We start from the raw sequence: 15,767 nt of genomic DNA on the forward strand, positions 1-15,767 counted from the left end.
GCCCGCGAAAGGCGCCTATTCAATTTTGTATCTAATTGATTTCAAAAGAATATTTTTCATATTTTCGGCCTATCCCTTTAGAGGTATGTGGGCCAATGGTAGGAGCAGTGGCGGTCTGTGCTCCTTGATCTGGATCAAGAGAGACGAGGGGGCGGGGCATAGCCTGCGAGCCATGAGAGTCGCTTGGGAGAGCGGTCATGGCGAGTCGGCAAGTGCAACAGGGGCTGGTGCTGGGAATGAGCACCGCTGCGTTCACCATCTGCTTCATGGTGTGGATGATGTTCGCGGTGCTCGGCGTGCCCATCAAGGAGCTGCTGCAGCTCAACGAGACCCAGTTCGGCCTGCTGGCTTCCACCCCGGTGCTCACGGGGTCCCTGGTGCGCCTGCCGCTGGGCATGCTCACCGACCGCTTCGGCGGGCGCATCGTCTTCTTCGTGCTGATGCTGGTCTGCGTGCTGCCGATCTACCTGATTAGCCAGGCCACCCAGTACTGGCAGTTCCTCGTGCTGGGGCTGTTCGTCGGCCTGGCCGGCGGCTCATTCTCGGTGGGCATCGCCTACGTCGCCAAGTGGTTCGAGAAGTCCAGCCAGGGTCTGGCGATGGGTATCTTCGGCGCCGGTAACGCCGGTTCCGCGCTGACCAAGTTCCTCGCCCCGGCGATCATCGCCGCGGCCAGCTGGCAGATGGTGCCTAAGGTCTACTCGGCGATCATGTTCATTTCCGCGCTGCTGTTCTGGTTCCTCACCTACGAGAACAAGGCGCATCGCGTACCGAGCAGTGTGTCCCTCGGCGAGCAACTCAAGACCCTGAAGGACCCGCGTGTCTGGCGCTACTGCCAGTACTACTCGATCGTCTTCGGTGGCTACGTCGCGCTGGCCCTGTGGATGACCAAATACTACGTCCAGGAGTACGGCTTCAGCCTGCAGAGCGCGGCCCTGCTGGCCGCCTGCTTCTCCCTGCCGGGTGGCGTGCTGCGCGCCATCGGCGGCTGGATGAGCGACCGCTGGGGCGCCCACAGCGTCACCTGGTGGGTGATGTGGGTGAGCTGGGTATGCCTGTTCGTCCTGTCCTACCCGCAGACCGACTTCACCATACACACGGTCAACGGCCCGCAGACCTTCCATATCGGCCTCAACGTCTGGGTGTTCACCGCGCTGATGTTCGTCATGGGCATTGCCTGGGCCTTCGGCAAGGCCTCGGTGTTCAAGTACATCTCCAACGAATTCCCCGATCGCATGGGCGCCGTGTCCGGCATCGTCGGCCTGGCCGGCGGCCTGGGCGGCTTCGTCCTGCCGATCATGTTCGGCGCCCTGGTGGACCTCACCGGCGTGCGCAGCTCCTGCTTCATGCTGATGTACGGCGTGGTCTGGGTCTCCCTGATCTGGATGTACCTCAGCGAAGTTCGCAAAACCCCAGTCATGGGTTCCGGCTCCACCGGCCCCATGAGTTCTGCTTCCGACGCTTGAGGAGACGAGCATGTCTGCAACCAAGAATCCGACCATGGGGCAGCCGCCCCGGCAAGGCTCGGTGATCGAGGATTGGCGCCCCGAGGACCCGCACTTCTGGGGCTCCACCGGCAAGGCCATCGCCACCCGCAACCTGTGGATCTCGATCCCGGCGCTGTTCCTGGCGTTCGCCGTGTGGATGGTGTGGAGCACCGTGATCGTGCGCCTGAACGCCATCGGCTTCGGCTTCAGCACCGACCAGCTGTTCTGGCTGGCCGCGTTGCCGGGGCTGTCCGGGGCGACCTTCCGCATCTTCTACTCCTTCATGGTGCCGGTATTCGGCGGACGGCGCTGGACCGCGCTGAGCACGGCGTCGTTGCTGATCCCCTCGCTGTGGATGGGCTTCGCCGTGCAGGACCCGAGCACTCCCTACAGCGTGTTCGTGATCATCGCCCTGCTGTGCGGTTTCGGCGGCGGCAACTTCGCTTCCTCGATGTCCAACATCAGCTTCTTCTATCCCAAGGCCCAGCAGGGCACCGCGCTGGGGCTGAATGCCGGGCTCGGCAACCTGGGCGTATCCGCCATGCAGTTCCTGGTGCCGCTGGTGATCGGCTTCGGCCTGTTCGGCGTGGTGGGCGGCAAGCCCCAGGAGCTGGCCGACGGCAGCCAGCTGTGGCTGCAGAACGCCGGTCTGATCTGGGTACCGCTGATCGCGGCGGTGACCCTGGCGGCCTGGTTCGGGATGAACGATCTGGCCAGTGCCAAGGCCTCCTTCGCCGAACAGGCGGTGATCTTCAAGCGCAAGCACAACTGGCTGATGTGCTGGCTATACCTGGCTACCTTCGGCTCCTTCATCGGTTTTGCCGCGGCCTTCCCGCTGCTGATCAAGACCTCCTTCCCGGAAGTCACCGCGCTCAAGTTCGCCTTCCTCGGCCCATTGGTCGGCGCCCTGGTGCGTCCGCTGGGCGGCTGGGTGGCCGACAAGCTCGGTGGTGCGCGGGTCACCCTGTGGAACTTCGTGCTGATGATTGGCGCCGTGTTCGGGGTGATCGCCTTCCTGCCGCAGAACGGCCAGGGCGGCAATTTCTACGGTTTCCTCGCCATGTTCATGCTGCTGTTCGTCACCACCGGCATCGGCAACGGCTCCACCTTCCGCATGATCCCGGTGATCTTCCGCACCCTGCACGAGCGCGCGAGCGCCGGCAAGGGAGCAGCGGTCCGCGAGCAGGCGCTCAAGGCCGCCGGCAAGGAGTCGGCCGCGGTGCTCGGCTTCAGCTCGGCCATCGGGGCCTTCGGCGCCTTCTTCATTCCCAAGTCCTTCGGCAGCTCCATCGCCCTCACCGGCGGGCCCGAGGTCGCCCTGTATCTGTTCGTTGGCTACTACGTCAGCTGCATCCTGGTCACCTGGTGGTGGTACTCGCGCAAGGGCGCGCAGACCCCCTGCTGAGTTTGCCTTCACCAATGATGACGAGCGCGGGGTTAACCGTCCGCGCTCAGCCTGAGAGGAAAAGAAAATGAGCCACATACTTGACCAGCTGCGCTTCTTCAACCGCAAGCAAGGAGAGTTCGCCGACGGTCACGGCGAGACCCGCAAGGAGTCGCGCGACTGGGAGAACGTCTACCGCGCGCGCTGGCAGTACGACAAGATCGTGCGATCCACCCACGGGGTGAACTGCACCGGATCGTGCTCCTGGAAGATCTACGTGAAGAACGGCCTGATCACCTGGGAAACCCAGCAGACCGACTACCCGCGTACCCGTAACGACCTGCCCAACCACGAGCCGCGAGGCTGCCCGCGGGGTGCCAGCTACAGCTGGTACATCTACAGCGCCAATCGTCTGAAGTACCCCAAGGTGCGCAAGCCGCTGCTGAAGCTCTGGCGCGAGGCGCGCCGCACCCTGGCGCCGGTGGAGGCCTGGGCCAGCATCGTCGAGAACAAGGCCAAGGCCGAGTCCTACAAGAGCAAGCGCGGCATGGGCGGCTTCATTCGCTCCAGCTGGAACGAGGTCAACGAAATCATCGCTGCCTCCAACGTGTACACCATCAAACAGTACGGCCCGGACCGCGTGGTCGGCTTCTCGCCGATCCCGGCCATGTCCATGGTCAGCTACGCCGCCGGCTCGCGTTACCTGTCGCTGATCGGCGGCGTGTGCCTGAGCTTCTACGACTGGTACTGCGACCTGCCGCCATCCTCGCCGCAGGTGTGGGGCGAGCAGACCGACGTGCCGGAGTCGGCCGACTGGTACAACTCCAACTACATCATCGCCTGGGGCTCCAACGTTCCGCAGACCCGTACCCCCGACGCCCACTTCTTCACCGAGGTGCGCTACAAGGGCACCAAGACCGTGGCCATCACCCCGGACTACGCCGAGGTGGCCAAGCTCACCGACCTCTGGCTCAACCCCAAGCAGGGTACCGACGCGGCGCTGGCACAGGCCTTCGCCCACGTCATCTTCAAGGAATTCCACCTGGAGAACCCCAGCGCCTACTTCACCGACTACGCCAAGCGCTACACCGACCTGCCGATGCTGGTGCTGCTCGAGGAGAAGGACGGCAGCTACCGCGCCGACCGCTTCCTGCGTGCCTCCGATCTCGACGGTGACCTCGGCCAGGACAACAACCCCGAGTGGAAGACCATCGCCGTGGACGCCGGCGGTGAACTGGTCTCGCCGCTGGGCTCGATCGGCTATCGCTGGGGCGAGAAGGGCAAGTGGAATATCGAGGCCCGCGAGGGCCGCGAAGGGCGCGGCGTCGACCTCAAGCTGAGCCAGCTGGACAGTGGCGAGGTGGCCGAAGTGGCCTTCCCGTACTTCGGCGGCCAGGCCCACGAGCATTTCACCCATGTGCCGGGCGAAGAGATTCAGCTGCGCCGCGTGCCGGTGCGTACCCTGATCCTCGCCGACGGCAGCCAGGGCAAGGTTGCCAGCGTGTTCGACCTGATGGCCGCCAACCTCGGCATCGACCGCGGTCTGGGTGGCGCCAACGTCGCCAACCACTATGACGACGACCGCGTGCCTGGCACCCCGGCCTGGCAGGAGAAGATCACCGGCGTCAGCCGCGAAAAGGCCATCCAGATCGCCCGCGAGTTCGCCGACAACGCCGACAAGACCAAGGGTCGCTCCATGATCATCGTCGGTGCGGCGATGAACCACTGGTACCACATGGACATGAACTACCGCGGCCTGATCAACATGCTGATGTTGTGCGGCTGCGTGGGGCAGACCGGTGGCGGCTGGGCCCACTACGTCGGTCAGGAGAAGCTGCGCCCGCAGTGCGGCTGGCTGCCGCTGGCATTCGGCCTCGACTGGCACCGCCCGTCGCGGCAGATGAACGGCACCAGTTTCTTCTACAACCACAGTTCGCAGTGGCGCCACGAGAAGATGAGCATCCACGAGGTGCTTTCGCCCCTGGCCGACAAGAGCCAGTTCCCCGAGCACATGCTCGACTACAACATCCGCGCCGAGCGTGCCGGCTGGCTGCCGAGCGCGCCGCAGCTCAACCGCAACCCGCTGCAGATCACCCGCGACGCCGCTGTGGCCGGCCTGGACGCCAAGGACTACGTGGTCAAGTCGCTGGCCGACGGCAGCCTGCGCTTCTCCTGCGAGCAGCCGGACAACCCGGTGAACTTCCCGCGCAACATGTTCATCTGGCGCTCCAACCTGCTCGGCAGTTCGGGCAAGGGCCACGAGTACATGCTCAAGTACCTGCTGGGCACCAAGAACGGCGTGATGAACGAAGACCTCGGCAAACGTGCCGACGGCTTCAAGCCGAGCGATGCCGAGTGGGTGGACGAGGGCGCCATCGGCAAGCTCGACCTGGTCACTACCCTCGACTTCCGCATGTCGTCCACCTGCGTTTACTCCGACATCGTCCTGCCGACCGCCACCTGGTACGAGAAGGACGACATGAACACCTCGGACATGCACCCCTTCATCCATCCCCTGTCGGCGGCCATCGACCCGGCCTGGGAAGCCCGCTCCGATTGGGAGATCTACAAGGGCATCGCCAAGGCCTTCTCCGAAATGGCCAAGGGACACCTGGGCGTGGAGAAGGACCTGGTGACCGTGCCGCTGCTGCACGACACCCCCGGCGAACTGGCGCAGCCCTTCGGCGGCAGCGACTGGAAGACCGCGGGCGAGGCGCCGCAACCGGGCAAGAACTGCCCGAACATCACGGTGGTCGAGCGCGACTACCCGAACACCTACAAGAAGTTCACCTCGCTCGGCCCGCTGCTGGACAAACTCGGCAACGGCGGCAAGGGCATCAACTGGAACACCGAGCACGAGGTCGAGTTCCTCGGCGAGCTGAACTACAAGGTGCGCGAGGAGGGCGTCAGCCAGGGGCGGCCGAAGATCGAGTCGGCCATCGACGCGGCCGAGGTCATCCTCTCGCTGGCCCCGGAAACCAACGGCCATGTCGCGGTGAAGGCCTGGGCGGCGCTGTCGGAGTTCACCGGCCGTGACCACAGTCACCTGGCGCTGCCCAAGGAGCACGAGGCGATCCGCTTCCGCGACATCCAGGCGCAGCCGCGCAAGATCATCTCCAGCCCGACCTGGTCCGGCCTGGAAGACGAGCACGTCAGCTACAACGCCGGCTACACCAACGTCCACGAGCTGATCCCGTGGCGCACCATCACCGGCCGCCAGCAGTTCTACCAGGACCACCCCTGGATGCTGGCCTTCGGCGAGGGACTGATGAGCTATCGGCCGCCGATCAACACCCGTTCGACCGGCTACGTGCAGGGCAAGATGCCCAACGGCAACCCGGAGATCTGCCTGAACTGGATCACCCCGCACCAGAAGTGGGGCATCCACAGCACCTACACCGACAACCTGATCATGCTCACCCTGAGCCGTGGCGGCCCGATCGTGTGGATGAGCGAGATCGACGCGAAGAAGGTCGGCATCGAAGACAACGACTGGATCGAGTGCTTCAACGCCAACGGTGCGCTGACCGCTCGTGCGGTGGTCAGCCAGCGGGTGAAGGAAGGCATGGTGATGATGTACCACGCCCAGGAACGCATCGTGAACGTGCCCGGCGCGGAGAGCACCAAGACCCGCGGCGGCCACCACAACTCGGTGACCCGTGTGGTGCTCAAGCCCACCCATATGATCGGCGGCTATGCCCAGCTGGCCTATGGCTTCAACTACTACGGCACCGTGGGCTGCAACCGTGACGAGTTCGTGGTGGTGAGAAAAATGAACAAGGTGGACTGGCTGGATGGCCCCAATGGGGACGACCTGCCACAACCGCTGCCGACCGAGATCGAGTGAGGAGAGCTGCCATGAAGATCCGTTCACCCAAGGTGGCAACGCATGGTCCCCGGACCATCGCGGCGCGAGATATCCAGGTTCCGGTTGTGGAGACAGCACAATGAAAATTCGCTCACAAGTAGGCATGGTCCTGAACCTGGACAAGTGCATCGGCTGCCATACCTGCTCGATCACCTGCAAGAACGTCTGGACCAGTCGCGAGGGCATGGAATACGCCTGGTTCAACAACGTCGAGACCAAGCCCGGCATCGGCTATCCCAAGGAATGGGAGAACCAGGACAAGTGGAAGGGCGGCTGGGTGCGCAACAAGGATGGCTCGATCAACCCGCGCATCGGCGGCAAGTTCCGGGTGTTGGCGAACATCTTCTCCAACCCCGATCTGCCGAGCATCGACGACTACTACGAGCCGTTCGACTTCGACTACCAGCACCTGCACACCGCGCCGCTCGGCGACCACCAGCCGGTGGCGCGCCCGCGCTCGGCCATCTCCGGCAAGCGCATGGAGAAGATCGAGTGGGGCCCCAACTGGGAGGAGATCCTCGGCACCGAGTTCGCCAAGCGGCGCAAGGACAAGAACTTCGACCAGGTACAGGCCGACATCTACGGCGAGTACGAGAACACCTTCATGATGTACCTGCCGCGCCTGTGCGAGCACTGCCTCAACCCGGCGTGCGCGGCTTCCTGCCCGAGCGGCGCGATCTACAAGCGCGAGGAGGACGGCATCGTCCTGATCGACCAGGAGAAGTGCCGCGGCTGGCGCATGTGCATCAGCGGCTGCCCGTACAAGAAGATCTACTTCAACTGGAAGAGCGGCAAGTCCGAGAAGTGCATCTTCTGCTACCCGCGCATCGAGGCCGGCATGCCCACCGTGTGCTCGGAAACCTGCGTGGGCCGCATCCGCTACTTGGGCGTGCTGCTGTACGACGCCGACCGCATTCACGAGGTGGCCAGTACGCCGGACGAGCATGATCTGTACAAGAAGCAGCTGGAGATCTTCCTCGACCCGAACGATCCCAAGGTGATCGAGCAGGCGCTCAAGGACGGCGTGCCGATGTCGGTGATCGAGTCCGCGCAGAAGTCGCCGGTGTACAAGCTGGCGGTGGACTGGAAGCTGGCGCTGCCCCTGCACCCGGAATACCGCACCCTGCCGATGGTCTGGTACGTGCCGCCGCTGTCGCCCATCCAGAATGCCGCCGCGAAGGGCGCGGTGAGCATGGACGGCGTGCTGCCGGACGTGGACAGCCTGCGCATCCCGGTGCGCTACCTGGCCAACCTGCTCACCGCCGGCGACGAGCAGCCGGTCAAGCTGGCGCTCAAGCGGCTGCTGGCGATGCGGGCCTACAAGCGTGCCGAGCAGGTGGATGGCGTGCAGGACCTCGAAGTGCTGCGCAGCGTCGGCCTGAGCGTGGCGCAGTGCGAGGACATGTATCGCTACCTGGCCATCGCCAACTACGAGGACCGCTTCGTGATCCCCACCGCGCACCGCGAAGAGGCCATGAGCGATGCCTTCGCCGAGCGCTCCGGTTGCGGTTTCAGCTTTGGTAGCGGCTGCAGTGGCGCTTCCGACACCAACATGTTCGGCGCGAAGAAGGCCAACCGCCGTGACGTGCTCAAGACCGTGCAGATCTGGGAGGACTGATCATGCAAATACTCAAGGTGATCTCCCTGTTGCTCGACTATCCGGACGAGGCGCTGCAAGGCGCCCACCCGGTACTGGATGAGGCCATCGGTTGCGCCCGCGAGATCAGCCCCGACCAGCGCGGCTCGCTGCTGCGCCTGCTCGACGAGCTGGCCAGGGACGAGCTGATGGATGTGCAGGAGCGCTATACCGAGCTGTTCGACCGTGGCCGTTCGCTGTCGCTGCTGCTGTTCGAGCATGTGCATGGCGAGTCCCGCGACCGCGGCCAGGCCATGGTCGACCTGATGGCTCAATACGAGGCCGCCGGCTTCGCCATCGGCGTGCGTGAACTGCCCGACTACATCCCGCTGTACCTGGAGTACCTGGCCAGCCGTGATGAGCTGGAGGCACGCGAGGGCCTGGCCGACGTGGCGCACCTGCTGGCCCTGCTGGCGGCGCGCCTGGAGGAGCGCGAGAGCCCTTATGCCGCGTGCTTCCGCGCACTGCTGCAGATCGCCGGCGAACAGCCGTCGGTAGCGGTGGCCGAGGTGCGCGAGCAGGTGGCCGGGGAGGTGCGCGACGACAGCCTGGAGGCGCTGGACAAACTGTGGGAGGAGGAGGCCGTGGACTTCCTCAAGGCCGAGCAGCAGGAGCGTTGTCCGAGCCAGGCCGCGTTGCCGGGCAAGGCGCGCGAGGAGGTACCGGTGCCGCTGCACTGGATCGATTTCAAGCAGGAAGGGGCGGCCGCCGTGCCGGCCCAGGAGGTGCGCAATGGCTAATCTGAATTTCCTCGCCTTCGGCGTGTATCCCTACATCGCCCTGGCGATCTGCCTGATCGGCAGCTGGGCGCGTTTCGACCTGTCCCAGTACAGCTGGAAGGCGGGCTCAAGCCAGATCTTCAACCGCACGCCGGCCGAGCATCGCTACATGCGCATCGCCAGCAACCTGTTCCACGTCGGCGTGCTGTTCGTGCTGGCCGGCCACTTCGTGGGCCTGCTGACGCCATCGGCGGTCTACCACCACCTGCTCAGTACCGAGAACAAACAGCTGGTGGCGATGGTTTCTGGCGGCTTCTTCGGCGTGCTGTGCCTGATCGGTCTGCTGATGCTGCTGTACCGGCGCCTGAGCGATGCGCGCGTGCGCGCCAGCTCCAGCTGCTCGGACGTGTTGGTACTACTGGTGCTGCTGGTACAGCTGGTGCTGGGCCTGATCACCATCTACGCCTCCACCCAGCATATGGACGGCTCGGTGATGGTGATGCTGGCCGACTGGGCGCAGTACACCGTGACCCTGCAGCCGACCCTGGCCGCCGCGACCATCGCGCCGGTGGGGCTGGTGTACAAGCTGCACGTGTTCCTCGGCCTGAGCCTGTTCGTGCTGTTCCCCTTCACCCGCCTGGTGCACATCGTCAGTGCGCCGGTCTGGTACCTGGGGCGGCGCTACCAGATCGTGCGGCAAAAGGCCTGATGTCTGTCCGCGGGGGCTGCGTGGCGGCCCTCGCTACCCTTCATGAATCGAGGAGATCCCATCATGGGTTGTGGATGCGGTGGTAATGGTAGCGGTAGCGGCTGCGCTGGCAGCCAGCCGGTCGTGGACGTGCCGGCCAATGCGCCGGTGGTACAGGAAGTGGTGCCTGAGTCGCGGCCCAGCGCCGACGAGCCGGAAGCCGAGGAGGACGAGTCAGCCCCCGAACTGATCGCCAGCAGCGAGCAGGAGTGGCCGCGGATCAAGGTCAACGGGCTGCCCATCGCCCGCGAGGCGATCGCCCAGGAGTTGCAGTACCACCCTGCGGCTAGCCGCCGCGAGGCGGTGTTCCTGGCCAGCCAGGCGCTGGTGATTCGCGAGCTGCTGCAGCAGCGCGCCGCCGAGCTGGGCCTGCAGGTCCGCGCGGCCGGCGGCGAGAGCGAGGAGGAGGCGTTGACCCGTACCCTGATCGAGCTCGAAGTGCCGCTGCCAAGAGCCGACGAGGACACCTGCAAACGCTATTACGAGCGTAACCTGTCGCGCTTCGCCAGTGCGCCTCTGCTGGCGGCCCGACACATCCTGCTGGGCTGCCCGGCGGACGACGCGCTGGAGCGCAGCCGTACCCAGGAGCGCGCCGAAGAACTGGTCACCCAGTTGCGCGGCGACATCGAGCGTTTCGCCGAACTGGCGCGGCTGCACTCGGATTGCCCTTCGAAGGAGCAGGGCGGTGCCCTGGGCCAGATCAGCCAGGGCCAGACGGTGCCGGAGTTCGAGCGCCAGCTGTTCCGCCTGCCGCTTGGCCTGGCCACGCATCCGCTGGAAAGCCGCTATGGTTTCCACGTGGTGCAGGTAGACCAGCGCGTCGAGGGCCAGCAGCTGCCGTTCGAGGCAGTGGTCGGGGCCATCCGCGCCGAGCTGGACCAGCGGGTCTGGCAGGTCGCGGTGTCACAGTACCTGAAGAACCTGGTGGGCCAGGCGGACATCCAGGGCATCGCCCTGGAAGGCGCCGACAGCCCCCTGTTGCAGTAAGTGGCGCGAGCCTGGGGAGATTCCATGAACGGTCTGCAGGATGGATTCGGTCGCTCCATCGACTATCTGCGGCTGTCGGTCACCGATCGCTGCGACTTCCGCTGCATCTACTGCATGGCCGAGGACATGACCTTCCTGCCGCGCCAGCAGGTGTTGACGCTGGAGGAGCTGGAGCGGGTAGCGCGGCTGTTCGTGGCCAACGGCACTAGGAAGATTCGCCTGACCGGCGGCGAACCGCTGGTGCGTCCCGGGGTAATCGGCCTGTGCCAGCGCATCGCCGCACTGCCGGGGCTGCGCGAGCTGGTGATGACCACCAATGGCTCGCAGCTGACCAAGCTGGCCCGGCCGTTGGCCGAGGCCGGCGTGCGTCGCCTCAACATCAGCCTGGACAGCCTGAGGCCGGAACGCTTCAGGGCAATCACCCGTACCGGTGAGCTGGCGCAAGTGCTCGCCGGCATCGACGCGGCGCAGCAGGCCGGGTTCGAGCGGATCAAATTGAACGTGGTGGTGATGCACGGACGCAACGCCGACGAGGTCGTGGAGCTGGTCGAGTTCGCCGTCGACAGAGGGCTCGATATCAGCTTCATCGAGGAGATGCCGCTGGGTCAGGTGGGGCGCGAGCGTGGCGAGAGTTATTGCTCCAGCGACTGGGTCCGCGAGCGTGTCGGCGAGCATTTCAGCCTGCTCGACAGCGCCGAGCAGAGCGGCGGTCCGGCGCGTTACCTGCGCCTTGCCGGCTTCCCCGACACTCGCGTCGGCCTCATCTCGCCGCACAGCCACAACTTCTGCGCCACCTGCAACCGCGTACGACTGACCACGGAGGGGCGCCTGCTGCTGTGTCTCGGCCACGAACACTCGGTCGACCTGCGCGCCCTGATGCGCCGCCACCCCGGCAACGACGAGCCGATGCTGGCCGCCGTCCGCGCCGCGCTGCTGCGCAAGCCGCTGCGCCACGAATTCGATGTCGGTGATGTGCAGATCCTGCGCTTCATGAACGCCACCGGCGGCTGAACTCCCCGATCTCCCTCTTGCCTGGTCGTCAGGCATTGCCACGCCCTCCGCGGCATGGCCTTTTATTCCCCGGGGGCGCAGTCTAGACCGTGCGCGAGAAGCGCCCGGGCTGATTGGCGCCGAGGTAGGCGTCGAATGCCATGGCCACGCTGCGCATCAGCAGCTGGCCGCGCGGCAGCAATAGCAGGGCGTCGCCGCGCAGCTCCACCAGGCCGTCGGCCAGGTGCTCCCGGAGGGCAGCCAGCGAATCGGCGAAGTATTCCTGGAAGCGAATGCCGTGGCGCGCCTCCACCGTAGCGAAGTCGACGCGGCCGTGGCACATCAGGGCGCCGATCACCTCGCCGCGCAATACATCGTCGGCGTTCAGGCGGTAGCCGCGGTGCACCGGCAGCAGGCCCTGGTCGAGGCGCGCGTAGTACTGGGAGAGTTCCTTGACGCTCTGGCTGTAGCAGTCGCCGACCTTGCCGATTGACGACACGCCCAGGCCGATCAGGTCGCATTCGGCATGGGTCGAATAGCCCTGGAAGTTGCGCTGCAGACGGCCTTGCTCGCGGGCCACGACCAGTTCGTCGTCGGGCAGGGCGAAGTGGTCCATGCCGATGTAGACATAGCCGGCAGCGGTGAGACGGGCGATGGTCAGCTCCAGCAGCTCCAGCTTGCGCTCCGGTGGCGGCATGTCCTCGCGGCGAATCAGGCGTTGAGCCCGCACCAGCTCCGGCAGGTGGGCGTAGCTATAGGCGGCGATGCGGTCCGGGCGCAGGGCGACGATCTTGCTTAGGGTCGCGTCGAAGCTGGCCACGGTCTGCAGCGGCAAGCCGTAGATCAGGTCTACCGACACGGACTTGAACTGTGCCCCACGAGCCGCAGCCACGAGGTCATAGACCTGCTGCTCGCTCTGCAGGCGATTGACCGCGACCTGCACCTGCTCGTCGAAGTCCTGTACGCCGAAGCTCAGGCGGTTGAAGCCCTGGCGGCGCAGCTCGGCGATACGCTCGACCTCGATGGTGCGCGGGTCGACCTCGATGGAGAACTCGTGGTCGTCGCTCTCGTCGAGGTTGAAGTGCAGGCGCAGGCAGTCCATCAGCTCGCCGAGCTGCTCGCCGCTCAGGTAGGTCGGGGTGCCGCCGCCCAGGTGCAGCTGGGTCAGCTTGCGCGCCGGGTCGAACAGCGCTGCCTGCATGGCGATCTCGCGCTTGAGGTAGTCGAGGTACTCGACGGCACGGTGGGTCTTCTGGGTGATGATCTTGTTGCAGGCGCAGTAGTAGCAGAGGCTTTTGCAGAACGGGATGTGGATGTATACCGACAGCGGCTTGGCGGGCGCCAGGTTGCTGCGCTGCGCGGCCTGCCGGTAGTCGTCCATGGCGAAGGCCGAGTGAAACTGCGGCGCGGTGGGGTAGGAGGTGTAGCGGGGACCGGGACGGTCGTATTTCTCGACCAGGGCGCGGTCGAAGCTCAGTGGATGAGCCATGGTGACGCACTCCTTCGTAGCCGGCGCAACGGATGCGGCATGACCCGCACACCGAGGCGGCTTCCGTGTGATGACATGCTCACACAGTAGATGCGCCAGGCCATCCTTGGCCAGCACCAGATGTTGCGCTGGTGGGGTTGTGAAAGGGATCGCGGGGTGAACTTGACGATGGTCAAGTTGCCGTGAGCCTCCTTGGGTAAATTCACATCATCTTGTGTTTCGTTCATGAAATAACAACTAGATGATGTGATCTAAGGAGGTTGATATGGGTGCCGGTCCGGGGTTCCACAGGCCGCAGCTGCTGCTCAAACGCGATGGTAGCGAAGTGCCGTTCGACGCTGCCAAGATCGAGCGCGCCATCGCCGCCGCCGGGCGTGCCACCGGCGAGTTCGGCGACCTAGAGGCAGCAGCCCTGACCGAGGCCGTGCTGGCACGCCTGCTGGAATTCCGCAGTCTCGGCGTGGAGAAGGTGCAGGACAAGGTCGAGCTGGTGCTGATGGAGGCCGGCTTCTACGCCACTGCCAGGGCCTACATCGTCTACCGGGAGCGCCACGGTCGCCTGCGCCGCGAGCGCAAGACGCTGGTCGACGTGGCAGCTTCGATGAACGAATACCTCAAGCGCGAGGACTGGCGCGTACAGGCCAATGCCAACCAGGGCTACTCGCTGGGCGGCCTGATCCTCAACGTCGCCGGCAAGGTGACGGCCAACTACTGGCTGGACGAGGTCTACAGTCCGGAGATCGGTCTGGCCCACCGTGAGGCCGACCTGCATATTCATGACCTCGACATGCTCGCCGGCTACTGCGCCGGCTGGTCGCTGCGCACCCTGCTGCACGAGGGGCTGAACGGCGTGCCGGGGCGCGTGGAGGCGGGCCCGCCCAGGCACCTGTCCAGCGCATTGAGCCAGATGGTCAACTTCCTCGGCACATTGCAGAACGAGTGGGCCGGCGCCCAGGCATTCAGTTCCTTCGATACCTACCTGGCACCGTACGTGCGTCACGACCGGCTGAGCTACGAGCAGGTCCGCCAGTCGCTGCAGGAGTTCATCTACAACCTCAACGTACCGTCGCGCTGGGGCACCCAGACGCCTTTCACCAACCTGACCTTCGACTGGGTCTGCCCGGAAGACCTGCGCGAGCAGGTACCGGTGATCGGCGGGGTAGAGATGCCGTTCAGCTACGGCGACCTGCAGGTGGAGATGGACCTGATCAACCGCGCCTACATCGAGGTGATGATGGCTGGGGATGCCAAGGGCAGGGTGTTCACCTTCCCGATCCCGACCTACAACATCACCCACGACTTCCCCTGGGACAGCGACAACGCCACGCGCCTGTTCGACATGACGGCGCGCTACGGCCTGCCGTACTTCCAGAACTTCCTCAACTCGGACATGCAGCCCAACCAGGTGCGCTCCATGTGCTGCCGCCTGCAACTGGACGTGCGCGAGCTGCTCAAACGTGGCAATGGTCTGTTCGGCTCGGCCGAGCAGACCGGTTCCCTCGGCGTGGTGACCATCAACTGCGCGCGTCTGGGGCATCTCTTCCGGGACAACCTGGAGGGACTGCTGCAGCGTCTGGACGAGCTGCTGCAGATGGCCTACGAGAGCCTGGAAGTGAAGCGCAAGGTGATCCAGCACCACATGGATGCCGGCCTCTATCCCTATACCAAGCGCTACCTGGGCACCCTGCGCAATCACTTCTCCACCATCGGCGTGAACGGCCTGCACGAGATGCTGCGCAACTTCAGCGGCGACCGCGACGGCCTGCACACCCAGGCCGGGCATCGCCTGGCGCTGGAGGTGCTGGACCACGTGCGCGAGAGGCTGGTGCAGTTCCAGGAGCACAGCGGCCACCTGTACAACCTGGAGGCGACGCCGGCGGAGGGCACCACCTACCGCTTCGCCAAGGAAGATCGCAAGCGCTACCCCGACATCCTCCAGGCCGGCACGGCCGAGGCGCCGTACTACACCAACTCGTCGCAGCTGCCGGTGGGCTTTACCGAGGATCCGTTCGAGGCACTGGCCCTGCAGGACGAGCTGCAGTGCAAGTACACCGGCGGCACCGTGCTGCACCTGTACATGGCCGAGCGCATCTCGTCGGCCCAGGCCTGCAAGCAGCTGGTGCGCAAGGCGCTGTCACGCTTCCGCCTGCCGTACCTGACCATCACCCCGACCTTCTCCATCTGCCCGGTGCACGGCTACCTGGCGGGCGAGCACGAGTTCTGTCCGAAGTGCGACGAGGTGCTGTTGCAGAAGCAGCAGTGCAGCGCCGTCTGTACCTGAGTTTTTCCCACAGCAAGGAGCAACACCATGAAGCAAGCCATGCAACTCCCCGAAACCCAGCGCCAACGTTGCGAAGTGTGGACCCGGGTCATGGGCTATCACCGCCCGGTCTCCGCCTTCAATCCCGGCAAGCAGTCCGAGCATCGCGAGCGCCAGCATTTCTGCGAACCGCGATAGT

At 65.2% G+C, this 15,767-nt stretch carries 9 protein-coding genes and 1 pseudogene; 9 read left to right on the forward strand and 1 reads right to left on the reverse strand.

The features are described 5' to 3' along the window. The first annotated feature begins 197 nt into the window (after window positions 1–197). The 8 genes from N7607_RS13040 to moaA all read left to right on the forward strand — a co-directional run bounded on the left by N7607_RS13040 (window position 198) and on the right by moaA (window position 11,840). Entirely contained in the window at window positions 198–1,466 is a 1,269-nt protein-coding gene (locus N7607_RS13040; protein ID WP_279865308.1) for a NarK/NasA family nitrate transporter, read from the forward strand. A gap of 10 nt (window positions 1,467–1,476) precedes the next feature. Next, window positions 1,477–2,892: a NarK family nitrate/nitrite MFS transporter gene (locus N7607_RS13045; RefSeq protein ID WP_279865307.1), complete on the forward strand. Its 1,416-nt coding sequence runs from the start codon at window positions 1,477–1,479 to the stop codon at window positions 2,890–2,892. A gap of 67 nt (window positions 2,893–2,959) precedes the next feature. Further along, complete coding sequence (locus tag N7607_RS13050) at window positions 2,960–6,718, forward strand: nitrate reductase subunit alpha (protein WP_279865306.1); 3,759 nt, start codon at window positions 2,960–2,962, stop codon at window positions 6,716–6,718. 100 nt (window positions 6,719–6,818) lie between these two features. Further along, window positions 6,819–8,357, forward strand: a complete 1,539-nt coding sequence (gene narH / locus N7607_RS13055) for a nitrate reductase subunit beta (RefSeq protein ID WP_279865305.1) — start codon at window positions 6,819–6,821, stop codon at window positions 8,355–8,357. 2 nt (window positions 8,358–8,359) lie between these two features. Next, on the forward strand, window positions 8,360–9,115 hold the full coding sequence (narJ, locus tag N7607_RS13060; RefSeq protein WP_279865304.1) for a nitrate reductase molybdenum cofactor assembly chaperone: 756 nt from the start codon (window positions 8,360–8,362) through the stop codon (window positions 9,113–9,115). After that, a complete protein-coding gene (narI, locus tag N7607_RS13065; RefSeq protein WP_279865303.1) occupies window positions 9,108–9,803 on the forward strand; it encodes a respiratory nitrate reductase subunit gamma in 696 nt (231 codons plus the stop codon). Before narJ ends, narI begins: the two co-directional genes overlap by 8 nt. Window positions 9,804–9,866: 63 nt before the next feature. Next, the gene (locus N7607_RS13070; RefSeq protein WP_279865302.1) at window positions 9,867–10,829 is read left to right on the forward strand and encodes a peptidylprolyl isomerase; all 963 of its coding nucleotides are present in this window, start codon (window positions 9,867–9,869) and stop codon (window positions 10,827–10,829) included. 24 nt (window positions 10,830–10,853) lie between these two features. Continuing rightward, window positions 10,854–11,840, forward strand: coding sequence for a GTP 3',8-cyclase MoaA (moaA, locus tag N7607_RS13075; RefSeq protein ID WP_279865300.1), 987 nt, complete (start codon window positions 10,854–10,856; stop codon window positions 11,838–11,840). 82 nt (window positions 11,841–11,922) lie between these two features. Here the strand turns inward: moaA and hemN are convergent, their stop codons facing one another. Then, a complete protein-coding gene (hemN, locus tag N7607_RS13080) occupies window positions 11,923–13,308 on the reverse strand; it encodes an oxygen-independent coproporphyrinogen III oxidase (protein WP_279865299.1) in 1,386 nt (461 codons plus the stop codon). Between the two features lie 265 nt (window positions 13,309–13,573). On the opposite strand from hemN, the pseudogene N7607_RS13085 reads away from it, so the two are divergent. After that, window positions 13,574–15,757, forward strand: a pseudogene (locus N7607_RS13085) (ribonucleoside triphosphate reductase); the annotation flags it as partial. Window positions 15,758–15,767: the final 10 nt, after the last annotated feature.

The sequence above is a fragment of the Pseudomonas sp. GD04019 genome (genome assembly GCF_029837695.1).
Classification (GTDB): Bacteria; Pseudomonadota; Gammaproteobacteria; order Pseudomonadales; family Pseudomonadaceae; genus Aquipseudomonas.